The 23,107-nt window shown below is 60.8% G+C and carries 16 protein-coding genes and 1 pseudogene; 7 read left to right on the forward strand and 10 right to left on the reverse strand.

The annotated features are described in order from the left end of the window. From ABD919_RS14575 to ABD919_RS14585, 3 genes and pseudogenes are all read right to left on the reverse strand, one after another. Positions 1-1,367, reverse strand: a pseudogene (locus tag ABD919_RS14575) (hypothetical protein); the annotation flags it as partial. A gap of 437 nt (positions 1,368-1,804) precedes the next feature. Further along, positions 1,805-4,573 carry a hypothetical protein gene (locus ABD919_RS14580; protein ID WP_345236756.1) on the reverse strand — a complete coding sequence of 923 codons (2,769 nt, stop codon included), beginning with the start codon at positions 4,571-4,573 and terminating at the stop codon, positions 1,805-1,807. A gap of 460 nt (positions 4,574-5,033) precedes the next feature. Next, positions 5,034-6,977 carry a DNA topoisomerase IV subunit B gene (locus ABD919_RS14585; protein WP_345236757.1) on the reverse strand — a complete coding sequence of 648 codons (1,944 nt, stop codon included), beginning with the start codon at positions 6,975-6,977 and terminating at the stop codon, positions 5,034-5,036. Between the two features lie 242 nt (positions 6,978-7,219). Here ABD919_RS14585 and ABD919_RS14590 point away from each other — a divergent pair, with 242 nt between their 5' ends. From ABD919_RS14590 to ABD919_RS14600, 3 genes are all read left to right on the forward strand, one after another. Beyond that, positions 7,220-8,407, forward strand: a complete 1,188-nt coding sequence (locus ABD919_RS14590; RefSeq protein ID WP_345236758.1) for an AI-2E family transporter — start codon at positions 7,220-7,222, stop codon at positions 8,405-8,407. A gap of 357 nt (positions 8,408-8,764) precedes the next feature. After that, positions 8,765-9,232, forward strand: a complete 468-nt coding sequence (locus ABD919_RS14595; protein WP_345236759.1) for a ferritin-like domain-containing protein — start codon at positions 8,765-8,767, stop codon at positions 9,230-9,232. Between the two features lie 299 nt (positions 9,233-9,531). After that, a complete protein-coding gene (locus ABD919_RS14600) occupies positions 9,532-9,990 on the forward strand; it encodes a hypothetical protein (RefSeq protein ID WP_345236760.1) in 459 nt (152 codons plus the stop codon). A 76-nt stretch (positions 9,991-10,066) separates the two neighbouring features. On the opposite strand, the gene ABD919_RS14605 is transcribed toward ABD919_RS14600, so the two are convergent. Then, a complete protein-coding gene (locus tag ABD919_RS14605) occupies positions 10,067-10,339 on the reverse strand; it encodes a hypothetical protein (RefSeq protein ID WP_345236761.1) in 273 nt (90 codons plus the stop codon). Here ABD919_RS14605 and ABD919_RS14610 point away from each other — a divergent pair. Both ABD919_RS14610 and ABD919_RS14615 read left to right on the forward strand, forming a co-directional pair. Then, complete coding sequence (locus ABD919_RS14610; RefSeq protein WP_345236762.1) at positions 10,329-11,795, forward strand: exonuclease domain-containing protein; 1,467 nt, start codon at positions 10,329-10,331, stop codon at positions 11,793-11,795. The genes ABD919_RS14605 and ABD919_RS14610 overlap by 11 nt on opposite strands. 138 nt (positions 11,796-11,933) lie before the next feature. Continuing rightward, entirely contained in the window at positions 11,934-12,806 is an 873-nt protein-coding gene (locus ABD919_RS14615) for a hypothetical protein (protein ID WP_345236763.1), read from the forward strand. A gap of 101 nt (positions 12,807-12,907) precedes the next feature. Here the strand turns inward: ABD919_RS14615 and ABD919_RS14620 are convergent, their stop codons facing one another. After that, the gene (locus tag ABD919_RS14620; RefSeq protein ID WP_345236764.1) at positions 12,908-13,393 is read right to left on the reverse strand and encodes a hypothetical protein; all 486 of its coding nucleotides are present in this window, start codon (positions 13,391-13,393) and stop codon (positions 12,908-12,910) included. 253 nt (positions 13,394-13,646) lie between these two features. Between ABD919_RS14620 and ABD919_RS14625 the strand changes: the two genes are divergently transcribed. Both ABD919_RS14625 and ABD919_RS14630 read left to right on the forward strand, forming a co-directional pair. Beyond that, the gene (locus ABD919_RS14625) at positions 13,647-14,804 is read left to right on the forward strand and encodes a zinc-dependent alcohol dehydrogenase (RefSeq protein ID WP_345236765.1); all 1,158 of its coding nucleotides are present in this window, start codon (positions 13,647-13,649) and stop codon (positions 14,802-14,804) included. A gap of 101 nt (positions 14,805-14,905) precedes the next feature. Continuing rightward, complete coding sequence (locus ABD919_RS14630) at positions 14,906-15,475, forward strand: hypothetical protein (protein ID WP_345236766.1); 570 nt, start codon at positions 14,906-14,908, stop codon at positions 15,473-15,475. A 348-nt stretch (positions 15,476-15,823) separates the two neighbouring features. Here ABD919_RS14630 and acs read toward each other — a convergent pair whose 3' ends face one another. The 5 genes from acs to ABD919_RS14655 form a co-directional block, all read right to left on the reverse strand. Next, entirely contained in the window at positions 15,824-17,734 is a 1,911-nt protein-coding gene (gene acs / locus ABD919_RS14635) for an acetate--CoA ligase (protein WP_345236768.1), read from the reverse strand. A 119-nt stretch (positions 17,735-17,853) separates the two neighbouring features. Next, positions 17,854-18,222, reverse strand: coding sequence for a response regulator transcription factor (locus tag ABD919_RS14640; protein WP_345236769.1), 369 nt, complete (start codon positions 18,220-18,222; stop codon positions 17,854-17,856). A 162-nt stretch (positions 18,223-18,384) separates the two neighbouring features. Continuing rightward, a complete protein-coding gene (locus tag ABD919_RS14645) occupies positions 18,385-21,180 on the reverse strand; it encodes an ATP-binding protein (RefSeq protein WP_345236770.1) in 2,796 nt (931 codons plus the stop codon). A gap of 50 nt (positions 21,181-21,230) precedes the next feature. After that, the gene (locus ABD919_RS14650) at positions 21,231-21,443 is read right to left on the reverse strand and encodes a hypothetical protein (protein ID WP_345236771.1); all 213 of its coding nucleotides are present in this window, start codon (positions 21,441-21,443) and stop codon (positions 21,231-21,233) included. A gap of 103 nt (positions 21,444-21,546) precedes the next feature. Beyond that, positions 21,547-23,055, reverse strand: coding sequence for an MFS transporter (locus ABD919_RS14655; RefSeq protein WP_345236772.1), 1,509 nt, complete (start codon positions 23,053-23,055; stop codon positions 21,547-21,549). Positions 23,056-23,107: the final 52 nt, after the last annotated feature.

The following is a 23,107-nucleotide window of genomic DNA, read 5'->3' on the forward strand; positions in this document are numbered from 1 at the left end:
TAGCGGCGGTAGGAGGCCGCCCCGAGCAGGCCCACCACCAGCAGGGCCCCGGCCAGCAGGTTGCGGTACTGCCGCTGCCAGCTTGCCTCGGCCCGCTGGGCCGCGGCGCGGCGCTGCAGCAGGCGTATCTGGTTTTCCTTGTGCTCGGCTTCGTAGCGCGTGCGCAAGGTGGCCAGCTGTTCGGTTTTGTCGCGGGTAAAGAGCGAGTCGTTGATGCGGCGGGCGCGACGCTCGTGCGTCAGGGCAGCCCGGAAGTTGCCCCGCGCTTCGTAAAGCCGGGACAGCACTTCTTCGGCGTAGACCCGGGTACTTGCGAATTCAGGCCCCTGGGCCTCCCGATAGGCTTCGTAGGCGTAGCGCTGGGCAATGTCGAGGTGCTGGAGCTGCAGGTGCGCATCGGCCAGGCCGATTAGCACAAAAGCCAGCTGGTTGAGGAAGGGCCGCTGCCGCAGCCAGATTTCCGCCTGCCGGAAGTAGGCAATGGCTGCTGCCGGCCGCCCTTGCCGCAAAAGTAAATCCCCCTTGTAGTAGTAAAGAGAAGGCAAAAAGCCTTCGGTGGCTTTGGCTGGCAAGGCCTGGGCCTGCCGAAGGGCCAGCCGTATCTGGTCGGCGTAGGCCGAATCCCGCCCCTTGCCCTCCAGGGGGCCCACCAGGGAGGCATTGAGCCGGGCTACGCTTACCGAGTCGTGGTTGCGGGCATAGGTGTCGCGGCTGGCCCGCAGGTACACGTAAGAAAGCGAGTCTTCCTTCATCACCCCGTAGAGGCTGGCAATGGCATTCTGGACATCGGCCACCTGCAGGCTGTCGGGCGACGAGCGGGCGTGCCGCAAGGCCCGGAGATAGAGCTGCATGGCCTCCCTGGGCCGGCCCTGCTGCTGGTTCAGGAAGCCCAGCCAGTTGTACAGGCGGGACTGCCCATAATGGTCGCGGTGGGTGCGTAAGATGCGCAGGCTGGCATCAATCAGCCGTAGCATGGCTGGGAAATCCTGTGTACGCTCGTAGATGGCGGCCTCCATCTGGTAGGTTCGGGCTTCCATTTTCCAAAGCCCCATACGATTTGCAGCCGCCCGCACGGCCTTCAAGTGCTGAGTGGCCGCCTCAGGACGGGGAACCTTTACGTACAGCCGGGCCAGCTGCAGCTCGGCATCGGCGGCCGCAGTGTCCAGGCCTGCCTGACGGGCCAGTGTCCAGGCCTGCTTTGCCTGGGCAAAGCTCCGGGCCGTATCGGTTCGCTCAGCAGCCACGCTACCGGCCAGCAGCGCCGCTATCTGAGCACGTGCGCTACCTGCAGTGGATTGCGCCTTGGCACCGGCTCCAGCTAAGCCAATCAGAACCAAGGCAGCCCGATACCAGGAAATGCAGCGCATTTAGGATTGATAGATTGTAAAGCAGAGCAAGATAAGCCCGCCCATGTTGTCGACCCGGGCAGCTGGCCGAAAGCACCAGGGCAACGAATGGGTAGCAGCAGGCTTGCCGCCTGTACTTCGGGTATTTACAGCTGGTGCGCGGCCTGAAGTCCGGCCATCTCCTGCCCCTGTTCAGCAGACTTAGGCCAGACCTGGTGCCAGGCGCTTGAAAGAGAAAAGTGAAAGCGCTGTAGGGCAGGTTGGTAAGGACATCCCATGAGCTTGAAACGGCAGCAGCCTTTCCCGAGCTCCTGCGGCCGCTGCTCGGTTAGGGCCGTCTCGCTGTACTGGAGCCCGGGCAGACCGCTGCACTTGCTGGGACCCAGAATTGCTTGTGCAAAAAAAATACCCCACCAGTCTTACTGGTGGGGCACTTCATGCACAGGCGCACCCTGGAATCAGTCGGCTTTTGTCACGGTATACGTCACCTTTACACCCCGCAGGGTCAGGGCATTATTGTTGCTGAGGCCGAAGGTAGTACGCAGGGTATAGGTCTGATTTTCGTTGTCGACCACCACGTTCAGTGCCGGCGACGTTACGCTGTTGTAGTTGCTGCCGCTGGTGAGCGTAGCTAGTACGCTCCGGGAGGCTGTTGGCCCGGTAGTAGTGTAGGAAACAAGCTCGGTTACAATATTCTGGGCCACCCCATCGAAGGTAGTCATGGTGATGCCCGTAATAACTGCTCCCTGGGGCAGGTGCAGCGCGGCCCGATATACCGGGGTGCCGCTGGCAGCCGTGGGATAAAACTCATCGGTGGTGGCGAAGAGGGTTCCACCAGTAGTACCGTTTTCCGCCTGAAAATCGGCAAAGCCCAGCATGACTGACCTGGTTTTCGCGGCTGCGTAAGTGTAGTCGTTGGCTGCGGGAATACGCACGTCGCCGCTTACTTCCAGCTTGGCACCGGGGTTGGTGGTGCCAATACCCACGTTGCCGTTGTTGGCAATGCGCAGGCGGGAGCCGGCTACCAGGTTGCCGGTGCCATCAACGTTGCTCTCGGCCACGCCGGGGTTGGTCACGTAGGTGGAGATGTCGAGGTCGCCGGTGAGGGTTTGCTGGATACCGGCGGCCGGGCGGCCGCTTTTGCCATACTTGATGGTGCCGGTGCTGCCGTCATAATAGAGGTTCCAGCCCAGGAAGGGTGCCCCGCCGCTATGGAAGTACCAGTCGGCCCCGCCCGAAGCAATGTGCAGGCGCTCTTTAGGGGTGCTGGTGCCCAGGCCGGTGTTGCCGCTGGCGTCCATCGTCATTCTTATGGTGCTGGAGGTGAAGAAACTCAGGTCGCTGAGGTTGCTCGAACCATCGCCGCGATAGATGCTTTGCATTCCGCTGAGTGTAAAATTCTGGCCTGCCGTTACGCGCGGGCCAAAACCCATTACTCCGATGAAATCACCGGTCTGCAGCGGTGCGGGCGCAGCGGCCGTGCCCCGGGCCCGCTGTACGGCAATGCCCGGCGCGGCACTGGCCCCAAAGGCCCGCAGCACCACGTCGTCTTCGCCCCCTCCGCCCGAGTTGTCGGCCGATACCAGCAGGCGCGAATCGGGGGTACGGGTGCCAATGCCCACCAGCCCCGACGAGCGTACGGCGAAAAGGGAGGTGCCCGCCGTGGCCTGGGCTCCTTTGCTCACATCCAGAGCGGTAGTGGCGGCATTGCTGCCGTCAATCTTCACGGCCAGGCCGCTGGCCTGGGTGCCGGTGCCGCCGTTATATATAAGGGCCGCATACCCCTCCTGGCTGGTGCCCCAGGTCAGGGAGTTTGGAAAAGCCCCGATGCCGTCGGCCGCGATGATGTTGGCGTTGGTATTGGCCAGCATGGAGAACGGCGCCGTGGTGCCGATGCCCACGCGGGGGCCAGCGTAGTTGTCGAGCGTCAGCACGTGCTGGGTGCCCACCGTGGGAGCGCTGGAGCCCGCCGCGGTATTGGAGCTGTTCACGTAGAAATCCAGGGCATTGCCTCCACCGCCCAGGCCGGAGTTGTGGCGCGTGCGAAGCCAGTGCCGGTAGCCCCCGCCACGCCATTGAAAGGCCAGCGCCTGCGGGTCGTTACCTCCTCCCGAGTCGGCCCCGCCGAGGATGTCGAGCTTGGCAAGGGGCGTGGTGGTGGCAATACCTACGCTACTGGCCTGGTTGCTCGGGTACAGGGTATTGCCGCTCTGCGTCCACTGCGGGTCCTGGAAGGTAACCGAGCCGTTGGCCTGCTGCGTCAGCACCTGCCCGGCCTGCCCGGCCAGCGGTGGCAGGGTGTAGCCGCCGCCCTGCACAAAGCGAGCAACCGGCAGCGAATTGCCTGAAAGTAACCCCTGGTTGGTGAGGGTACAGCCGGAAACGACATTATCGGCAGCCCGCACATAGGATTGGTAGGCCGGGGAATAATAGGCTACTTCGTCAATCGCGGAAGTGGTGGCGTTGTCGAAGCAAATTTGTACGTAGATATTGCTGGTGCCATCCCACACAAATGGCTGGGTAAAGGAATAGCTATTCCATCCCAGCGCGGTAGTGATGGCGCTGGAAAATACCGTAGTGAGCCCGCTTTGAAACGTTGTACCGGCTACTGTGGCGGCAGTGGACCCCACTTGAATGGTAAAGCCTTGAAAAGGCTGGGTACTGTTTTTGACAATCACGTTAAACTGTAGCCCGTTGATGTTGCCCGCCTGCATGCCAGTGGCCGTCAGGTCGGCAGCACGGTACAGGAACAGCACCCGTCCATCGGCAGCATCGCCGCGGTAAGGCCAGAAAAAGGTGCCCCCAATGGGGGTGCCGCTGGTGGATGTAGTGGAGGACGGGCCTACCGGCCCCGGGCCCACCTGCAGGCCGGTGCTTGGGTCGTAGCTCACGCCGTCGGCATCGGTCAGGCGCAGCCACTTGGGCGCGGCGGCCGTGCCCTGGTTGTACCAGAAGCCCGTGCCGCTGCCGCCGCTGGTTGTGCCATCGGTCTGGTACACAATAAGGCCTTGGGCCGGCGTAGTCAGCGCCGTGCGCTCGGCCGCCGTCATGCGCGGGATGAGCAGGCCTTTTTTCTGGGCGCCGGCCACGATGTCGAGGGCCGCCGAGGGGTCGGCCGCTGTGACGGGGGCCGGCCCGATGCGCACGCCCACCTGGGCGAGGGATAGCTGCGTCTGCAGGCTTAGAAGCAGAAAAAAGCAGATGGGAAGGAAGTAGTTGTTTTTCATAAGCGGTATGAGATAAGAATGGTGATTCTGCTATGCAGACTACTACCAAACTTATGCCTTCCCCCCATATATTACAACGGCATATTTGATAATTTATACAACACGCCTCATCTTTTGCTAACTCGCTACCCAACAGCCTTAATAAGTACAAATAAGAAATGGTCGACCTTCCGTTGAGTAACACGAAGGCCGTGGTAGCGAAGCTTATCCGGCGGAAAGGCGGCCAGGCGCTTGGGCTGGGCCTGCGCGGGGCTGGGACTGACCGTTGCAATGGAAGAAAGCCGCTCACGGCATTCCGCTTCGTTTTGCAGCCCACCATCCTGTACTTGCCGCCTTCCGGGCACTTCACTAAGAAAATGCCTCACCGCTGGATAGCAGCGGGGCTTTGCAACGCAAGCCGGGCCGGATAATAAAAAAAGCCCGCACCTGGGTGCGGGCTTTTTCAAAGATAAACCAGTGGTTAGGCAAAGGCTAAATCCTCCTCTTTTACCTCGGCCACGGGCAGCACGTCGGAAGTCACCAGGTCTTTTTCCAGGCGCAGGTTTTCGATGATGAACTCCTGGCGGGCCGGCGTATTCTTGCCCATGTAATAGGTCAGCACCTGCTGAATCGAGCGGTCCGACTGCAGAATCACGGGCTCCAGCTTGATGTTCTCACCGATGAACTTGCCGAACTCGTCGGGCGAAATCTCGCCCAGCCCTTTAAAGCGCGTCACCTCGGGGTTGCGGCCCAGCTTGCGCATGGCGGCCTGCTTTTCCTGCTCGTTGTAGCAGTAGATGGTTTCCTTTTTGTTGCGCACCCGGAACAGCGGCGTTTCCAGGATGAAGACGTGGCCGTTGCGCACCAGGTCGGGGAAAAACTGCAGGAAGAAGGTGAGCAGCAGCAGGCGGATGTGCATGCCGTCGACGTCGGCATCGGTAGCGACTACCACGCGGTTGTAGCGCAGGTTCTCGATGCCTTCCTCAATGTTGAGGGCGTGCTGCAGCAGGTTCAGCTCCTCGTTTTCGTACACAATCTTCTTTTTCAGCCCGAAGCAGTTCAGCGGCTTGCCGCGCAGGCTGAACACGGCTTCCAGCTCCACGTTGCGGCTCTTGGTGATGGAGCCCGAGGCGGAGTCGCCCTCGGTGATAAACAGCGTGGTCAGAGCCTCTTTTTCGGCGTCCTTGGTTTCGCCCAGGTGGAAGCGGCAGTCGCGCAGCTTGCGGTTGTGCAGGTTGGCTTTCTTGGCGCGCTGATTGGCCAGCTTTTTCACCCCGGCCATGTCCTTGCGCTCCCGCTCGCTCTGCTCAATGCGCTTGCGCAGGGCCTCGGCCGTCTCGGGGTTTTTGTGCAGGTAGTTGTCGAGGTGCTCCTTGATGTAGTCGACCACGAAGTTGCGCACCGTGGGTCCCTCCGGCCCCATGTTGATGGAGCCCAGCTTGGTTTTGGTCTGGCTCTCAAACACCGGCTCCTGCACCCGCACCGAGATGGCGGCCACGATGGAGGCCCGGATGTCGGTGGCGTCGTACTCCTTTTTGTAGAACTCGCGCACGGTCTTCACCACCGCCTCGCGGAAGGCGGCCAGGTGGGTACCGCCCTGGGTGGTGTACTGCCCGTTCACGAAGGAGTAGTATTCCTCGCCGTAGTCGTTGCCGTGGGTCAGGGCCAGCTCAATGTCCTCCCCTTTCAGGTGAATGATGGGGTAGCGCAGGTGCTCGGCGTCGGCCTTGCGGGCCAGCAGGTCGAGCAGGCCATTTTCGGAGTAGTACTTCTGCCCGTTGAAGTTTATCGTGAGCCCCGCGTTGAGGTACACGTAGTTCCAGATTTGATTTTCGAGGTACTCCGGGATAAAGCGGTAGTTCTTGAAAATCGACTCGTCGGGCTGGAACACGATGAGCGTGCCGTTGCGCTGGCTGGTTTTCTGGGGCTTGGGGTCCTGCGCCAGCTTGCCCTGGGCAAACTCGGCGGCCTTCATCTGCCCGTCGCGCACGCTCTGCACCAGGAAGTAGTTGCTGAGCGCGTTCACGGCCTTGGTGCCTACCCCGTTCAGGCCCACCGACTTCTGAAACACCTTGGAGTCGTACTTGCCGCCGGTGTTGATTTTGCTGACTACATCCACCACCTTGCCCAGGGGAATGCCGCGGCCGTAGTCGCGCACCTGTACCCGGGAGTCGGAAATCTTGATGTCGATGGTGCGGCCGTAGCCCATCACGTGCTCGTCGATGCAGTTATCGACCACTTCCTTCACCAGCACGTAGATGCCGTCGTCATAGGCCGAGCCATCGCCCAGCTTGCCGATGTACATGCCCGGCCGCAGCCGGATGTGCTCGCGCCAGTCCAGCGAGCGGATGCTGTCTTCGGTATACCCGTGTTCCGGGGCCTTCACGGCCTGTCCGGGCTCGTCGGGACGTAGTTCGTCGTTCATTGAGTTAACTGTTTTGCAGCTTTGCTGTAAAATAACGCAGAAATCAGCGGCAGAGCAAGCCTTATTGCCACATTGTTTAGCAGCCCTGCGCTAATTTATTTAGTTTTCAACACCAGCCCTACGCTCCAGGTTCACCCAGCTTTTAATTAAAAATCTTGAATTAAAAATTAGAGATAAGCCTCTTAACCCGGCACTCCTAATTTTTAATTTCTAATTTTTAATTTCTAATTATCCGCCCACACATGCACCCGCCTTCCAACAACTTCAACCCTCCCCGCCCGACCCCTTCCATTCAGGAGGTGAAGCTGCCGGCCTTTATCTACTACACCTTCGTCCTTATTGGCCTGTCGCTGTTGGTGTTTGTGCTGCGCAAGCTCGACGGAATTCTGCTGCCGCTGTTCTTTTCGGCCCTGCTGGCCACGCTGCTGCTGCCGCTGGTTCGGCGCTTCGAGCGCTGGAACTGGCCCCGGGCGGTAGCCATTGTGGTGGCTCTGCTGCTGCTGGTGCTGGCCTTGGCCGGGCTGGTGTACTTCTTCGGTATGCAGATTATCGACTTGCGCGGCGAGCTGCCCCTGCTCCAGAAAAAGCTGATTGTCTACATCGACCAGGCCCAGCAATGGCTGAACGCCAAGTTTGGCCTGCGCCCCATGAGCAAGGACGAGCTGATAGATTCCTCACTGAGCTCAGCCAAGAAGTCGGCCGGCGGCTTTCTGGGCTCCACCATCAGCACCACGGCGGGCGTGCTGAGCGTGACCACGCTGGTGCCCATCTACATCTTCTGCTTTCTGTACTACCGCGACCACATCCGGCAGTTTATGTTCCGCTTTGTGGCGCCCGACAAGCGCACCACCGTGCTGCATACCATGGACAGTATTCAGTCGGTGATTCAGGCTTATATCTCGGGCCTTATTACCGTCATTGTCATCGTGTCGGTGCTCAACGCCATTGGCCTGCTCCTGCTGGGCGTGAAGTACGCCATCTTCTTCGCCGTCTTTGCCTCGGTACTGGCCATAATTCCCTACATCGGCATCATGGTGGGCTCGGCCATACCAGCCATGATGACCCTGGTGGAAACCGGCTCACCCGCCAAGGCCATGGGCGTAATTGCCGTATTCGTGGTGGTGCAGTTTCTGGAAGGCAACTTCATCACGCCCATGATTACCGGCTCCAAAGTCAGCATCAACCCCATGGCCGCCATCATCGCCCTGATTCTGGGCGGCGAGCTCTGGGGCACGCCGGGCATGATTCTGAGCATCCCGCTGGTGGCCGTGCTCAAAGTTATTTTCGACGCCACCAAGGCCCTGGAACCCTTCGGCTTCCTGCTCGGCGACGTCACCGATGGCGAAGACCTGCAGTCGGACCGCGGCGACCAGCGCGGCTTCTTCGCCAAAGCCTGGCACCGGTTCAAGAAGATGGTGCGGCGGATGTGAGGGCTTGATTTTGGTGATGGGGTGATTTTAGCGATGAGGTGATGGGGTGATGGGGTGATGGAGTGATGGAGTGATGAGGTAAAAAAGAACGTCATGCTGAGCTTGTCGAAGCATCTTGCCAGGGGAAGTAATCCTTTTTGATTGGATTTACGCTCGTGGTAGAGATGCTTCGACAAGTTCAGCATGACGTTCTTCTTTCTACTTCCTCACCCCATCACCCCATCACCTCATCACTTTCTACTTCATCACCCCATCACCCCCCTCACCTCCTCATCAAAATCACCCCATCAGCTATAACCTCTGGCCGGTCTATACAGTATACCAAGCCCAACTTTCCTTCCACCAAACCCTTTTGCTATGAATACCAATGAAAATGCTGCCCGCGCCTTTACCGACCTGCTCGAAATCAGCCGTACCGGGGCCAAGGGCTACCGCGAAGCGGCCGAAGGCGTAAGCAACCCCCAGCTGAAGTCCGAGCTGAGCCGCCTCTCGCAGCAGCGCGCCCAGTTTGTGGCCGAGCTGGAGCAACAGGCGCAACAGCTGGGCGTGTCGGCCCACGATTCGACTATTGAAAGCGTAGCCACCGATGCCGCCGCTGCTGTACACCGCGGCTGGATTAATATCAAAGCGGCCGTGACGGGCCACGACGATGCCGCCATCCTGGGCGAGTGCGAAACCGGCGATGCCGTAGCCCTGCGAGCCTACGAAACGGCACTGAAGGCTCAGGGCCTGCCCCAGCAAGCCCAGGCTGTGATTCAGAAGCAGCACAGCGAGGTGCTGGAAGCCAAAAACTGGATTACCCAGCAGAAAGGCATGAGCCGCTAAGCCACTGCAGTCCTTAAAAAAGCCCGGCAGCCTGAATGGCTGCCGGGCTTTTTTGCATATGCACCAGCTACCATACTACTTGCCCCAGCCATTATGCCCGAGCTGCTTTGGCAGCGGCTTGCATCTTTGTATCGGCTGTCATTGCTTTGCACCTATATACCGAAGCCTCCGCACCCAACAGCGTTGCGCTTTTTGGTGAAATAAATCGGCCCCGCCTGGGGCAGGGTAGTGTAGTGCCCCTGCTTGCCGCAGGCTCCTTCTCTTCTTTCTATGAAAACCAACACCTACTTCACCTTTTAATGAAAACAACCCTACGTTTCACTCACTTCCCCCACCCCCTTGCCTCCTTTATCCGTCCCGCCCTGGGCAGCCTGGCTCTGCTGCTTGGCTTTTCTCAGCCTCAGGCGCAGGCCCAAACCTGGATGGTCGACTCTACGCCGTATATCCGCCTGGGCATTGAGGCATCGGCGGCGCTGAGCAGCCCCAAGCCTACCACCTTTGTGGTGCGGCACGAGAAGACGGGCACGGAATACGAGCTGAGCCAGGAAGCAGCAGCCGGCACCCGGGAGCTCACGGTGCTGTTTCCCACACCGGCCAACGGTGAAATGACGTATTTCAAGACCAGCGCTGGCAAAACCCCCAACTGGGCCCCCGGAAAGTATACCTGGAGCTGTAAGGTAGGCAGCGAGGTAGCAGGCTACGGCGCCTTTGTAATGCCCGAGTGTAAGATTGACCAAATCATCCAGAAGGCCCAGTAAGTACGGCCTTCAGGGAACGACGGGTAGCCCCCCGCCCGGTAACCCCACTGCGGCTACCGGGCAGGGTGGCTGTTGCCTATATGCGACGGCCAGCAGCCATCTTATGAATAAAAACGCTGATAAACACAGCCAAAGCCGCTAACCACACGCTGCCCAGCACCCGCTTTTTCCTGGGGCGCAGCCAACGTTTTGAAGCGTAGCTGCCAGGCCTGCGGCGGCAGATGCTGGCATGGCGCGCGGCACGAGGGTAACAGGCCAGGAAGCAGATATCATCGGGGTGCAACCCTTCTGCTGCTAATTTTGTTAGCTTAGTCCCTTCCACCCAGTAGCGCCCCGATTTGTACGCCATTGTCGATTTAGAAACCACCGGCGGGCAGCCCACCCAGGACCGCATCACCGAAATAGCCATCTACGTGCACGATGGCGAGAAAATCGTGGATGAATTCAGCTCCCTGCTGAACCCGGGACAGGCCATCCCGCCCTTTATAACCCAGCTCACGGGCATCACCAACGACATGGTGCGCGACGCGCCCAAGTTCCACGAGGTAGCGCGCCGGGTGGTGGAGATGACCGAAGGCTGCGTGTTTGTGGCCCACAACGTGCGCTTCGACTACTCCTTCCTGAAAAAGGAGTTTGCCGACCTGGGCTACAACTACTCCCGCAAAACCCTGTGCACCGTGCGCCTGAGCCGCTCCCTGATGCCGGGCCTGCCCAGCTACAGCCTGGGCAAGCTGTGCCAGAGCATCGGCATTCCGCTGGAAAACCGCCACCGGGCCGCCGGCGACGCCCACGCCACCGCCCTGCTGTTTGGGCGGCTGCTGAAAATCACCCAGGAAAGCGAGGAGCTGCCCCACGGCCAGGACACCAGCCACACCCTGGCCCGGGTAGATGCCCTGGCCCCGGCCGGCAAAAAGCCCAGCGCCCGCCGCGTGGCCGCCGTGCAGCAGGCCATCAAAACGGCCCTGCTCCCCCCCCTCATTACCCCGGAGAAAGTAGCGTCCCTGCCCCAGGCCACGGGAGTGTACTACTTCCACAACGAGGCCGGCGACGTGATTTACGTGGGCAAGTCCATCAACATTTACAAGCGCATTCAGCAGCACTTTGCGGTGGACGTGAAGTCGCGCAAAAGCCTGGAGTTCAAAAACTCCATTGCCGACATCACCTGGGAGCTGACCGGCTCCGAGCTGGTGGCCCTGCTCTACGAGTCGCACCTGATTAAGCTGCTCAAGCCGGCCTACAACCGGGCCCAGCGCCGCTCGGTATTTCCGGCCGGCATCTACCTGCGCACCGACGAGCAAGGGTACAAGCGCCTGGCCTACGGCCGCGCCGACGCCCGCAACGCCGAGGTGCCCATTATTGCGCTGGGCAACCAGTTTAAGGCCCAGGGTTTTCTCTACCACAAGGTGGCCAAGTACAACCTCTGCCAGAAGCTGTGCGGCCTGTACAAGACACCAGGCGCCTGCTTCGACTACCAGGTGCACCGCTGCCAGGGCGCCTGCCTGGGCCTGGAGCCCCCGGAAAGCTACAACCAGCGGGTAGACGAGGCCATCGACAGCATCCGCTACGAGCACGAAACCTTCGTGGTCATTGGGCCGGGCCGCTCGGAGCTGGAAAAAACCATCGTGCTGGTGGAAAACGGCTACTACCGTGGCTTTGGCTACGTCGATGAGACCTTCAGCGCCCGGCGCATCCAGGACTTTCGCGAGGTTATTCAGCCCTACAACGACAACAAGGACACGCAGCAGATTATCCGGCAGTACCTGCGCACCAAGCGCAAGGGCGAGCGGGTGAAGGTGTTTGGGTAAGTCGTGCCCACGCCGGGCCGCCCCGGTTCGTGAGAAGAAGGGCGCCAGAGCCGGAAAAATACCTGAAAGTAGGTATTGCGCGCACTATGCGTGGGGTTGAACCTTTGCAGGATTAATCAACCCCAAACCTCATCATATATGTCCTGTATAGGTACTTCCCTTGCCAAGCTACCGCTTGCCATCCTGCTAACCTGTGGCCTGGCCACTGCCCCGGCCCTGGTGCAGCAAGCGCAGGCCCAGACGCAAAAGCACGACATTATTTACCGCAGCAACGGCACCAGCATCAATGCCAAGGTAGAGAAAGTGGGTACTCAGGAGATTGAGTACCATAAGGCCGACAATCCCACTGGCCCTATCTACAGCATCTCACGCAGCGATGTCACGGTTATTGTGTATGCCAACGGCACCAGCGAGTCTATTACCGCGCCAGCAAGTAGCGGTGGGCGCGAAACCAGCACCTCCCCGGCCCCAACCCCGAGCCGGGGGGCCGACCGTGGCGATAAGCAGGTAGCTTTTGGGGTAGGCTCCACGGCCCTCAACTTTGGCCTGGGTGCAGGAAACCGCTTTTCTATTGGCAACACCAGTTTCCTGCCCGAGCTCAATGCCTCGGGTGAGCGGGGTATTGTGGCCCTGCCCTATGGCACCATAGGCGTAGGCTTTCTCGTTAGCATCAGCTACAACGAGTTTAATTATTACCGGATTACCAGCACGGGAAATATTGTGAGCACCAGCCCGGAGTATTTTCAAATAGGGCTTGGCGCTCGCGGCACGTATCACTTGCCCGTCAACAAATTCATCGACCCCTACGCCGCTGTGGGCCTGATGTACGTGGCCAGCCTGGATGACCTCGACGAGGAAGCTGAAAAAAGCGTTTACGGCTACAATGGCCCAGCCATCACCTCCGTGGCAGGCATCCGCTTTCTCTTCAAGCATTTCGGCTTTTTCAGCGAAATAGGCTATGACACCAGCTACCTGAAAGGTGGCATCACTATCAAGTTTGGCGGTAAATAGGCTGGACCCCCTGCCTCCATTTGCAACTGCCCGCAGCGTAGCCCCTTTGGGGACCTATGCTGCGGGCAGTTTATTGTGTAGCTATGGGCTGCGGCTGGCAGTTATTTGGTTGACTGCAGTAGGCTGGCTAGGCCTTTGACATTGAGCCGGCTGAATTTGCGCACCCGCTCGAAGCGTTCCGCGGTTCCTTCCAGCTCCTCGTCTTTGGGCAGGCGCGCCGGCACGTGGGTGCTGAGCAGCGCAAATACGCTGCCGGCAATGTCGATATACCCCAGAATGAGCAGATAAAGCTGCTTTTTCTCGTCTTCCGAATAGCTTTTGGTGCGGATGGCCCGGGTCAGGGTTTCGAGCTGGGTGGTTTCGTCGGTAAACAGGTCGCGCAGGGCGGCGCGGCGCTGCTGGTAGTTGGCCAGCTGGCCTTCCTCCACCGCAGCCGGGGAGAAAGGAAAAGCATCGGCAAAGGCCACGGCTTTCAGGAACGCCGCTTCGGCTGCGTACACGGCAGCCAGGTGCTTTTGCAGGCTGACCCACAAGCCGGTGCGGGCTTTATCAAAGGCGGCAGAAGTGGCAGGGTCGGAATTTTGCACAGGGAGTAAAAAGCGAGTAAGTCTGCGAAGGTAGGTGGGGCGGCGCCAGCCCCGCAAGCATCCGTATTTCCGCCCCATGCCTCCGTGTAAATACGCATTTCCTAGTGTTTAGCTAAAAATCCGCAACTGTTAGCGAAGGGAGAAAGTAGGAATCTACGAAGCTGCCGAGTTTTCGCCTGCCCTACCCGGTAGCGGAGATATCAGCCTAAGTCATCAATTCTGTTGCCTTCCTTTCACCACAACACCGGATTTTATGCTTGCAATGAATTACCGCGGCCCGAAAAGGGTCCGCATCTCGGACAAGCCCATGCCCCAGATTCAGCATCCTGAGGATGCTATCGTGCGGGTAACCCGCTCCTGCATCTGCGGCTCCGACCTCCACCTCTACAACGGCAACGTGCCCGACACCCGCGTGGGCACCACCTTCGGCCACGAATTCACGGGCGTCGTGGAGGAAATCGGCTCGGAAGTAACCAAGCTGAAAGTGGGCGACCACGTGCTGGTGCCCTTCAACATCGCCTGCGGCAAGTGCGTGTTCTGCAAGCAGGGCCTGTTCGGCAACTGCCACGAGTCCAACTCCCAGGCCACGGCCGTGGGCGGCATCTTCGGCTACTCGCACACGGCCGGCGGCCACGAGGGCGGGCAGGCCGAGTACGCCCGCGTACCCTACGCCAACGTGGGGCCCACGGTCATTCCGCCCGGCATGGACCCCGACGACGCGGTGCTGCTGACCGACGTAGTTCCCACCGGCTACCAGGCGGCCGAGATGGGCGGCATTCAGCCCGGCGACACCGTAGTGGTGTTCGGCGCCGGCCCGGTCGGCATCATGGCGGCGCGCTGCTCCTGGCTTTTCGGGGCCGGCCGCGTCATCATCATCGACAAGGAAGACTACCGCCTGGAGTTCGCCAAGAACTACGCCAAGTGCGAGGCTTACAACTTTGAAAGCGACATGGACGACCCGGTGGTGTTCATCAAGAAAGCTACCGACTGGCTGGGAGCCGACGTGTGCATCGACGCCGTGGGCGCCGAAGCCGCCGGCAATGCCATGCAAACCCTCACCGGCCGCAAGCTGCTGCTGCAGGCCGGCTCGGCCACGGCCCTGCACTGGGCCATCAACTCGGTGAAGAAGGGCGGCGTGGTATCGGTAGTAGGCATCTACGGCCCCACCGACAACCTGGTGCCCATTGGCAACCTGGTAAACAAGGGCATTACCCTGCGCGGCAACCAGGCCTCGGTGAAGCGCCTGCTGCCCCGGCTTATCGACCACGTGCAGAACGGCATCATCGACCCCAAAGGGCTGATTACGCACCGCATTCCGCTCGAAGAAGTGGCCGACGGCTACCGACTGTTCTCGGCCAAGCTCGATGGCTGCATCAAGCCGGTTCTTATTCCCCCATCCGCCCGCATGTAGTTTCTGGTTGCTGGTTTCCGGCTAATGGTTGTCGTTTAACTAAACAACCGGAAGCCGGAAATAAGCTACCATAAGCCCGCACTATTCTAACCGAAACTCCCATGGAACCTACTGTCAAGAATCCTTCGAACCTTCCCGGCTGGGGCATCGACGCCGACCCCGAAAACGACCCCACCTACCCCATGCGCATCCGCGCCAATGAGGATACCAAAAGCTACGACTGGGACCGTCCTCCGCAGCAGCCCATTGATAAGGAAGTGCTGCATTCCATCGAGCGGCCCAACATCAGCGCCGTGTTTGGGATGTCGCCGGCTCCGAGCGGCCTGAGCGGCATGCTGCGGCGCCTGGCCTTTAAGTACAGCGAAAACCACTACGGCCACTGGCTGCCCCTGCTGCTGGCCGACCGCGTGAACGTGGTGGAAGGCGTGCTCGACGACATTGCCCACGGCCATTTCCCCAACATCTTTGCCGAAAAAGGCTACAAAGCCGAGTGGAAGCACAGCCCCCAGACCCTGGTGCTGAAGCTGGCCGCTTTTGGCCTGGTAGTAGGCGGCGCAGTGGCCCTGATTGCTACTTCCGGCTCGGATAAAAAGCGCAAGGTGAAGCGCGCCAATGTGCGCGAAAATGGCAACACCCCCCGCGGCTACCGCCCTAGCTCGCGCTATAGCTAAGCCTGGTTTGAACTCCCAAGCAAAAGGCCCGGCTGGTTTATACCAGCCGGGCCTTTTGCTTGTCGCCTGGGCGAAACCCAGGACATTAAATCAGGAAGTAATATTCGTAACAGCAGTTTCCCGGTTGGAGCACACCTCTACTAATGACTAGAAATTCAAGAGATAAAGAGCAGAATAGTTGCTTTTTAACTCTGCACCCCAGCCTGAAATCCGCTCCATGGTTTTCAGTCCGGCCCCTCACCTGGATGAGCTGAATTGACTCAGCAGAGGGCGTATTTCTTGTCCGCCAGCCTTTTTGTTTCCGGCCGGAATTTTTCGAAAGCTGTCCAGCTGCACCATGTCGTAAGCCTATTTCTTGCCCGCCAGAATCTCGTCCACAATGGCCGGGTCGAGCAAGGTGGTGGTGTCGCCGAGGCTGCTGGTTTCGCCTTCGGCCACCTTGCGCAGAATGCGGCGCATGATTTTGCCGGAGCGCGTCTTGGGCAGGCCGCTCACCAGCTGAATCTTGTCGGGCTTGGCGATTTTGCCGATTTCGGCCACCACGGTTTCGATGATGCTGGCCTCAATCACCTGGGCTTCGGCGTGGGAGGCGGGCAGGGCACCTTCCAGGATGACGTAGGCGTAGATGCCCTGGCCTTTCACGTCGTGCGGGTAGCCCACCACGGCGCTTTCGATGACGAACTGGTTTTGGTTGATGGCGTTTTCAATCTCCGCCGTGCCGAAGCGGTGGCCGCTCACGTTGATGACGTCGTCGACGCGGCCGATAATGCGGTAGAGGCCGTCGGCATCGCGCCGGGCGCCGTCGCCGGTGAAGTAGTAGCCCGGGTAGGGCGTGAAGTAGGTTTGCCGGGCCCGCTCATGGTCGCCCCAGGTGGTGCGGATAATGCCTGGCCAGCTGCCCTTGATGGCCAGGTAGCCTTCCTCGTTGTTGCCCTCAATCTCGGTCCCGTCCTGGTTGAGCAGCACGGGCTGCACGCCGGGCAGGGGCAGGCCGGCGTGGGCCGGCTTGCTGGGCGTGACGCCGGCCAGGGCCGAAATCATGATGCCGCCGGTTTCGGTCTGCCACCAGGTATCCACCACCGGGCAGCGGCCCTTGCCCACGTGCTGGTGGTACCAGTGCCAGGCTTCGGCATTGATGGGCTCCCCTACCGAGCCCAGCACGCGCAGGCTGCTGAGCGAGTAGCTCAGCACGTGGTCGAGGGGCGCGGCCATGAGACTGCGGATGGCCGTGGGTGCGGTGTAGAAAATGGTGACGTAGTGCTTGTCAATCACCTGCCAGAAGCGGCCGGCGTCGGGGAAGGTGGGCACGCCCTCGAAGAGCAGCGTGGTGCTGCCGGCCAGCAGCGGGCCGTATAGCCCGTAGGTATGGCCGGTTACCCAGCCGATGTCGGCCGTGCACCAGTACACGTCGTTTTCCTCGACCTGAAACACGTTGCGGAAGGTGTAGTCGGCCCACACCATGTAGCCGGCCTGCGTGTGCACCACGCCCTTGGGCTTGCCGGTGCTGCCGCTGGTGTAAAGGATGAACAGCGGGTCTTCGGCCGCCATTTCCTCGGCCGTACAGGTAGTAGAAGCATTTTCCGCTTCGTTGTGGTACCACACGTCGCGGCCTTCCTGCATGTGCACGGGCCAGCCCAGGTGCTCCACCACAATCACGCGGCGCACGCCGGGGCAGCTTTGCAGGGCATCGTCTACCACGCTTTTCACCGGAATCTGCTTGGGGCCGCGGTTGAGGCCGTCGGCCGTGAGCACGAACTCGGCCCCGGCATCGTTTACGCGGTCGGCAATGGCGGTGGAGGAGAACCCGGCAAACACCACCGAGTGCACGGCCCCGATGCGGGCGCAGGCCAGCACGGCCATGGCCAGCTGCGGAATCATGGGCATGTATATCACCACCCGGTCGCCCTTCTCTACCCCGTTGTTGAGCAATACGTTGGCAAACTGGCACACGTGCTGGTGCAGCTCGCGGTAGGTGTAGCGCACGTGCCGCGTCTTGGAGTCGTTGGGCTCGAAGATGAGGGCCAGCTTGTTGCCCCGCGTGGCCAGGTGGCGGTCGAGGCAGTTTTCGGTGATGTTGAGGCGGGCACCGTCATACCAGGTGCTTTGCCCTTCGGGCGAAAACGCGCCGCCGCGCACGCTGGTCCACTTGCGACGCCAGGTAAAGGGTTCGGCCACTTCGGCCCAGAACGCATCAGGAGCTTCGGCAGCCTGTTTATAAGCAGCATGGTAATCTTCGATGGTGCGAATGCGGGGGTGCATAGGTTATGGGAATTAAGTGGTGAGAGTAAGAGCGGGTATCAATTATTTTCAGTGAATGAAGGCTCGCTACAATGGAAAAAAGGCCGGTGCAGGAGTTGGCAGACTGCATAAAGTCTGGCTCAGGCCAGCAGCTCCCGTACTTTCTCCATCAGCTGGCGGGTACTGAAAGGCTTAGAGAGGTATAAGTCAGCCCCTACGTCATAGCCTTTCTGCATGTCGGCCTCACGGGCTTTGGCGGAGAGAAAAATCACTTTGGTACCCACCCGGCCGGGGTGCTGGCGCAGCTGCCGGCACACCTCATAGCCGTCGACGTCGGGCATCATCACGTCGAGCACCACCAGGTCGTAAGCAGTCTGGTCGATGGCCGCCAGGGCCTCGGTGCCGTTACGGGCAATGCCCACCTGGTAGCCATTTTTGCGCATCAGAAATTCCAGCGACATTACAATGTTGGGCTCGTCGTCGACAATCAGAATATGGGGAGCTTTCATAGGTGTAAGTAAGTAGCAAGCAGCAAGTATTCAGCAGAAAGTAAAGTACCAGCAAGGGCAGCAGTACCTCACTTTTCCTGGTAGCTGACAAGCAATAGTATTATCAGCTTTACATTAAGTGTCTTATCCATTTTCCCTTTCTACTAAACAGCCTGCATTTCTCTACTTACTACTCTCCACTGTATACTCAGCACCAAGCGGCAGCTCCACATAAAACCGGGCCCCTTCCCCTGGCTGGCTTTCTACCCAGATGCGGCCGTGGTGCAGCTCAACTATCTTTTTGGTGATGGCCAGGCCCAGGCCCGTGCCTTCGGGCTTGCGGGTGGTCTGGTGTCGGGCCTGAAAAAACTTGTCGAAAATCCGGCTTTGCTCGGCGGGGTCAATGCCTTTGCCATTATCGGCCACTACCAGGGTCAGCAAGGTAGCATCATCCGATGCCATGTCCGTACCGGCTGCGCTTACGCGAATGCGGCCGCTACCGTCGGCCCGACAGGCTTTGATGGCGTTGGAAAGCAAGTTCACCAATACCTGCATCAGGCGGTCGCGGTCGGCAGGCAGGGCAGGCAAAGTGGGCGGCACGTCGGTTTCCAGCACAATGAGCTTGTCGCGCAGCAGCTGCTCCACGGCCTCGGCCGCCTCGGCCAGCAGCGCGGCGACGGGCACCGGCTCCAGGTCCAGCGTGGCCTGGCCCGACTCAAACTTCTCCAGGTCCAGCACCAGCGAAATCAGGCGGGTAAGGCGCTCGGCCTCGCGGGCAATGGTAAGCTGAAAGCGCTGGCGCTCGTCTTCGTCGAGGTCGGGGTTGTCGGCCAGAATCTCGGCCAGGGCCCGGATGCTGGTAAGCGGCGTGCGCAGCTCATGGGTTACCGTGTTAAGGAATTCGTCTTTGCGCTGGTCCAGGGCCTGCAGCTGGGCGTAAGCCTGGCGCAGCTCGTCGGTGAGGCGCTGCAGCTGGCGGCTTTGCTTTTGCAGCTGGCGGTTGGCTTCAAGCAGCTGCTGGCTTTCCTTGAGAATGCCCACCACGCTGTCGTAGCTGATTTCCTCGGCCCCGGCCACCGACGAGAGCAGCATCCGGGCCGAGGCTGGCCCGAGGCTGCCCGCCAGCAGCTTTTCGGCGTAGGTGAGCAGGCGCGGGTCGGCGGTGGCGATGTGCGCTGAGGAGGGGTCGGCCCCGGCACCGGCCGGGGGCGGCAGGGCGTCGGGAAAGCGGGCGGCAAAGGTGCGCAGGGCCTGGGTAGTCCGCTTTTTCCCCAGAAAGCCCAGCAGCAGGGCCCGCACGTCGGGCAAGGGGGTATGGCCCTGCCAGCCGGTTACTTCCTCGGCCAGGCTGCGCCGGCTGAACACGTCCACGAACACGTCGGCCTGCCGCAGCTCCAGCGCGGTGGGCGCCCATGCCAGCGACACGCCCACGTACAGGCCGATGTTAAAAAACCAGCTCCAGAACAAGCCATGGCTTAGATAATCCAGCCCTTCCAGGCCGAACAGGGCAAAGGGCCGCAACACGGCCCAGCCGCCCGGCCCCTCGGTGAGCAGGCTTTGGGGCAGGCGGCCCGGCCCCACCAGCGTGGGCAGCACCAGGGTGTAGAACCACACGGCGAAGCCCAGCAGCAGGCCGGCCGTGGCCCCGCGCCGGGTGCCGCCCTTCCAGTACAGCCCGCCCAGCACTGCCGGCACAAACTGCGCCACCGCCGCAAACGACACCAGCCCGGTATTCACCAGCGGCAGCTGCCGGCCCACCATGGCGTAGTAGGCGTAGGCCAGCAGCAGCACGGCCACCACGGCCAGGCGCCGGCTGTGCAGCGCTACCCGGCCCAGGTAGGCAAACCAGCGCGGCTGCAGCGCCGGCCGGGCCGCCGGCACGCGCACCAACAGCGGCATCAGCAGGTGGTTGCTCATCATCACGCTCAGGGCAATGGTTTCCACGATAATCATGCTGCTGGCGGCCGACAGCCCCCCCAGGTAGGTGAGCAGTGCCAGCCAGGAGCGGCCCGCCCCCAGCGGCAGCGCCAGCACAAAGGTGTCGGCATCGAGGCCGCTGCCCCCAAGGCGCAGCACGCCGCCAAAAGCAATGGGCAGCACGAAGAAGTTGATGATGATGAGGTAGAGCGGAAACAGCCACATGGCTTTGCGCAGGTGGTCTTCGTCTACGTTTTCCACTACCGCCACCTGAAACTGCCGGGGCAGCAGCAGCACGGCCGACATGCTCAGCACCAGCAGGGTAAACCACTCCGGACCGGCTACTCCCGCTCCGTTCAAGGTAAAAAGCCGGCGCAGCGCCGGCACTGCCGCCGCCTGGTCAAACAAGTCTGTCAGGCCGTTGAACAGCCCGAAGGTCACAAAAAGGCCCAGCCCCAGGAAGGCCAGCAGCTTTACGAGGCTCTCCAGGGCCACGGCCAGCACAATGCCCTCGTGCCGCTCGGTGGCCTCCACCGAGCGCACCCCAAACAGGATGGTGAACACCGCCAGCACCGCCGTGGTGTAGAGCGCCGTGTCCGTGGCCCCGCTGCCGGCCGCCCCGCCCGTTAGCGTCATAAAGGAAGCGGCAATGGCTTTAATCTGCAGGGCAATGTAGGGCACTACGCCCAGCACGCAGACCGCCGTTACCAGCGCCCCCAGGGCCGCGCTCTTGCCGTAGCGGGCCGAGATAAAGTCGGCAATGGAGGTGAGCCGCTGCTGCCAGCACACCCGGATAATCTTGCGCAGCACCAGCCACCACACCGGGGCCAGCAGCGTGGGACCAATGTAGATGCCCACAAACTCCAGCCCATAGTGCGCGGCCCGGCCCACGCTGCCATAGTACGTCCAGGCCGTGCAGTACACGGCCATGCTCAGGGCATACACGTAGGGGTTGCTCACCAGGCTCTTCCGCGCCGCCGAGCGCCGCTCTGCCGCGTAGGCCACCCCAAACAGCAGGGCCAGGTAGCCAAGAGAAAAGCACAGGACAAGAAGTTTGGACATTGTTAACTTTTAATGATTAGCTATCAAGCATTAGCCTTTATCATTAACCATTAAGCGGACTTGCGCACCAGATACCCCGTGAGTGCCACCACCAGCACCCAGAGCGCCAGCACGTACAGGTACAGCACCGGTACCCCGCCCAGGCGGCCGTCTACATCGGCCGAGGCCAGCAGGGGGAAATTCAGCAGCACGAAAAAAAGGATGGCCAGGAACAGCAGGCGCTGGCCGCGGCGCTGCTCGGCTTGCTCGGTAGGTGGCAGCATGGTTTTTTTCAGAAAAAACGAATAGGAAGCGGCCGGGCAATTTAGCAGAAAAAGCTACCGGCCTTGCGGTCCGGCAGCTTTTTCCAGCTATTCAGCCCAGGTTTCAGGCACCAGCGCTGTCGTCCATCAGCTTCACGTTGCGCACGTCCTTCATGTAGATGGTGCCGATGATGAAGCAGATAAAGGCTATCAGCACGGGGTACACCAGGCCCATCAGGCTGCTGTGCTCCTTGGTGAAGGTGCCCTCGGGCTGGGCGGCCGCCCACACCGTGAGTGAGGTGGCGATGAAGGGCACGAAGCCCCCAAACACGCCGTTGCCGATGTGGTAAGGCAGCGACAGCGAGGTGTAACGCACCTTGGTGGGGAAAATCTCAACCAGGTAGGCCGCAATCGGTCCATAGGCCATGGTGACGAACAGCACCAGGCAGAACACCAGCGCAATCATGGGCAGCAGCTGCGGCGAGGCTGCCTGCATCACGGCCGGCACGGCGGCTACGGCGGCACCGGCCGCGTCCACGGTGGCGGGAACGGCGGCGGTTTTCTCAGTCAGCGGGCCGGCAAACTGCTTCAGGCCGTGGAAAATCGGCACGGTAAACAAGGCCCCGCACAACAGGCCGGTCATGATGATTTTCTTGCGCCCGATGCGGTCCGACAAACTGCCGAAGTACACGAAGAACGGGGTAGCCATGGCCAGCGCGGCACACAGCACAATGGCGGCATCCACAATGCTCATCTTCAGCGTAGAGAGCATGAAGGAGTAGGCGTAAAACTGGCCGGTGTACCATACCACGCCCTGGCCCATGGTAGCGCCAAACAGGGCGATAAGCACCAGGCGGCGGTTCACCGGGTTCAGGAAGGACTCGCGCAGCGGGTTGGTGCTGGTCTTGCCCTCGGCCTTGGCCTTGGCAAACAGCGGCGACTCGTGCAGCTTGCGGCGGATGTAGTACGAGGCCACAATCAGCGCCCCCGACAGCAGGAAGGGAATGCGCCAGCCCCACTCCTTGAAGGCATCTTCGCCCACCAGCTTGCGCGTGGCCAGAATCACGAGCACCGACAGGAACAGGCCGGCCGTGGCCGTAATCTGGATAAAGCTGGTGTAGTAGCCGCGCTTGTTATCCGGCGAATACTCGGCCACGTAGGTGGTGGCCCCGCCGTACTCGCCGCCCAGCGCCAGGCCCTGCAGCAGGCGCAGCACCACCACGATGGCCGGCGCCGCCAGCCCTATTTTGTCGTAGCTCGGAATAAGGCCGGTGATGAAGGTGGCCCCGCCCATAATCAGCAGCGTGAGCAGGAAGGTGTACTTGCGCCCAATCATGTCGCCGATGCGGCCGAAGAACACGGCCCCGAACGGCCGCACCACGAAGCCCGCCCCAAACACGGCCAGCGCCCCCAGCAGGGTATCCTCCAGCTTGCCCTGCGAGCCAAACAGCACCGGCCCGATGATGGTGGCCAGGGAGCCGAAGATGTAAAAGTCGTACCACTCGATAACCGTACCCACCGAGGAGGCCGTTATCACCTGCCAGATTTTACTGGTCGGCGTGGTGTTGTTATCGTGGGCCACGGGAGTATCTACCGGGGCGCCGTGCGCGGGAGAGGCAATAGGTTGTGCCATGATTAAAGTGAAGATTTGAAGGGCGGGAATAAAAAGTCAGCTACTGTGGCAG

It is taken from the genome of Hymenobacter saemangeumensis (assembly GCF_039541835.1).
In the GTDB taxonomy this organism is placed as follows: domain Bacteria; phylum Bacteroidota; class Bacteroidia; order Cytophagales; family Hymenobacteraceae; genus Hymenobacter; species Hymenobacter saemangeumensis.

Excerpts from the sequence above, each read along its gene's own strand:
- ABD919_RS14645 (WP_345236770.1), bottom strand. The coding sequence starts at position 21,180 with ATGTCCAAACTTCTTGTCCTGTGCTTTTCTCTTGGCTACCTGGCCCTG.
- ABD919_RS14630 (WP_345236766.1), top strand. The coding sequence starts at position 14,906 with ATGGAACCTACTGTCAAGAATCCTTCGAACCTTCCCGGCTGGGGCATC.
- ABD919_RS14585 (WP_345236757.1), bottom strand. The coding sequence starts at position 6,977 with ATGAACGACGAACTACGTCCCGACGAGCCCGGACAGGCCGTGAAGGCC.
- ABD919_RS14625 (WP_345236765.1), top strand. The coding sequence starts at position 13,647 with ATGCTTGCAATGAATTACCGCGGCCCGAAAAGGGTCCGCATCTCGGAC.
- ABD919_RS14605 (WP_345236761.1), bottom strand. The coding sequence starts at position 10,339 with ATGGCGTACAAATCGGGGCGCTACTGGGTGGAAGGGACTAAGCTAACA.
- ABD919_RS14580 (WP_345236756.1), bottom strand. The coding sequence starts at position 4,573 with ATGAAAAACAACTACTTCCTTCCCATCTGCTTTTTTCTGCTTCTAAGC.
- ABD919_RS14615 (WP_345236763.1), top strand. The coding sequence starts at position 11,934 with ATGTCCTGTATAGGTACTTCCCTTGCCAAGCTACCGCTTGCCATCCTG.
- ABD919_RS14640 (WP_345236769.1), bottom strand. The coding sequence starts at position 18,222 with ATGAAAGCTCCCCATATTCTGATTGTCGACGACGAGCCCAACATTGTA.
- acs (WP_345236768.1), bottom strand. The coding sequence starts at position 17,734 with ATGCACCCCCGCATTCGCACCATCGAAGATTACCATGCTGCTTATAAA.
- ABD919_RS14590 (WP_345236758.1), top strand. The coding sequence starts at position 7,220 with ATGCACCCGCCTTCCAACAACTTCAACCCTCCCCGCCCGACCCCTTCC.
- ABD919_RS14655 (WP_345236772.1), bottom strand. The coding sequence starts at position 23,055 with ATGGCACAACCTATTGCCTCTCCCGCGCACGGCGCCCCGGTAGATACT.
- ABD919_RS14595 (WP_345236759.1), top strand. The coding sequence starts at position 8,765 with ATGAATACCAATGAAAATGCTGCCCGCGCCTTTACCGACCTGCTCGAA.
- ABD919_RS14600 (WP_345236760.1), top strand. The coding sequence starts at position 9,532 with ATGAAAACAACCCTACGTTTCACTCACTTCCCCCACCCCCTTGCCTCC.
- ABD919_RS14650 (WP_345236771.1), bottom strand. The coding sequence starts at position 21,443 with ATGCTGCCACCTACCGAGCAAGCCGAGCAGCGCCGCGGCCAGCGCCTG.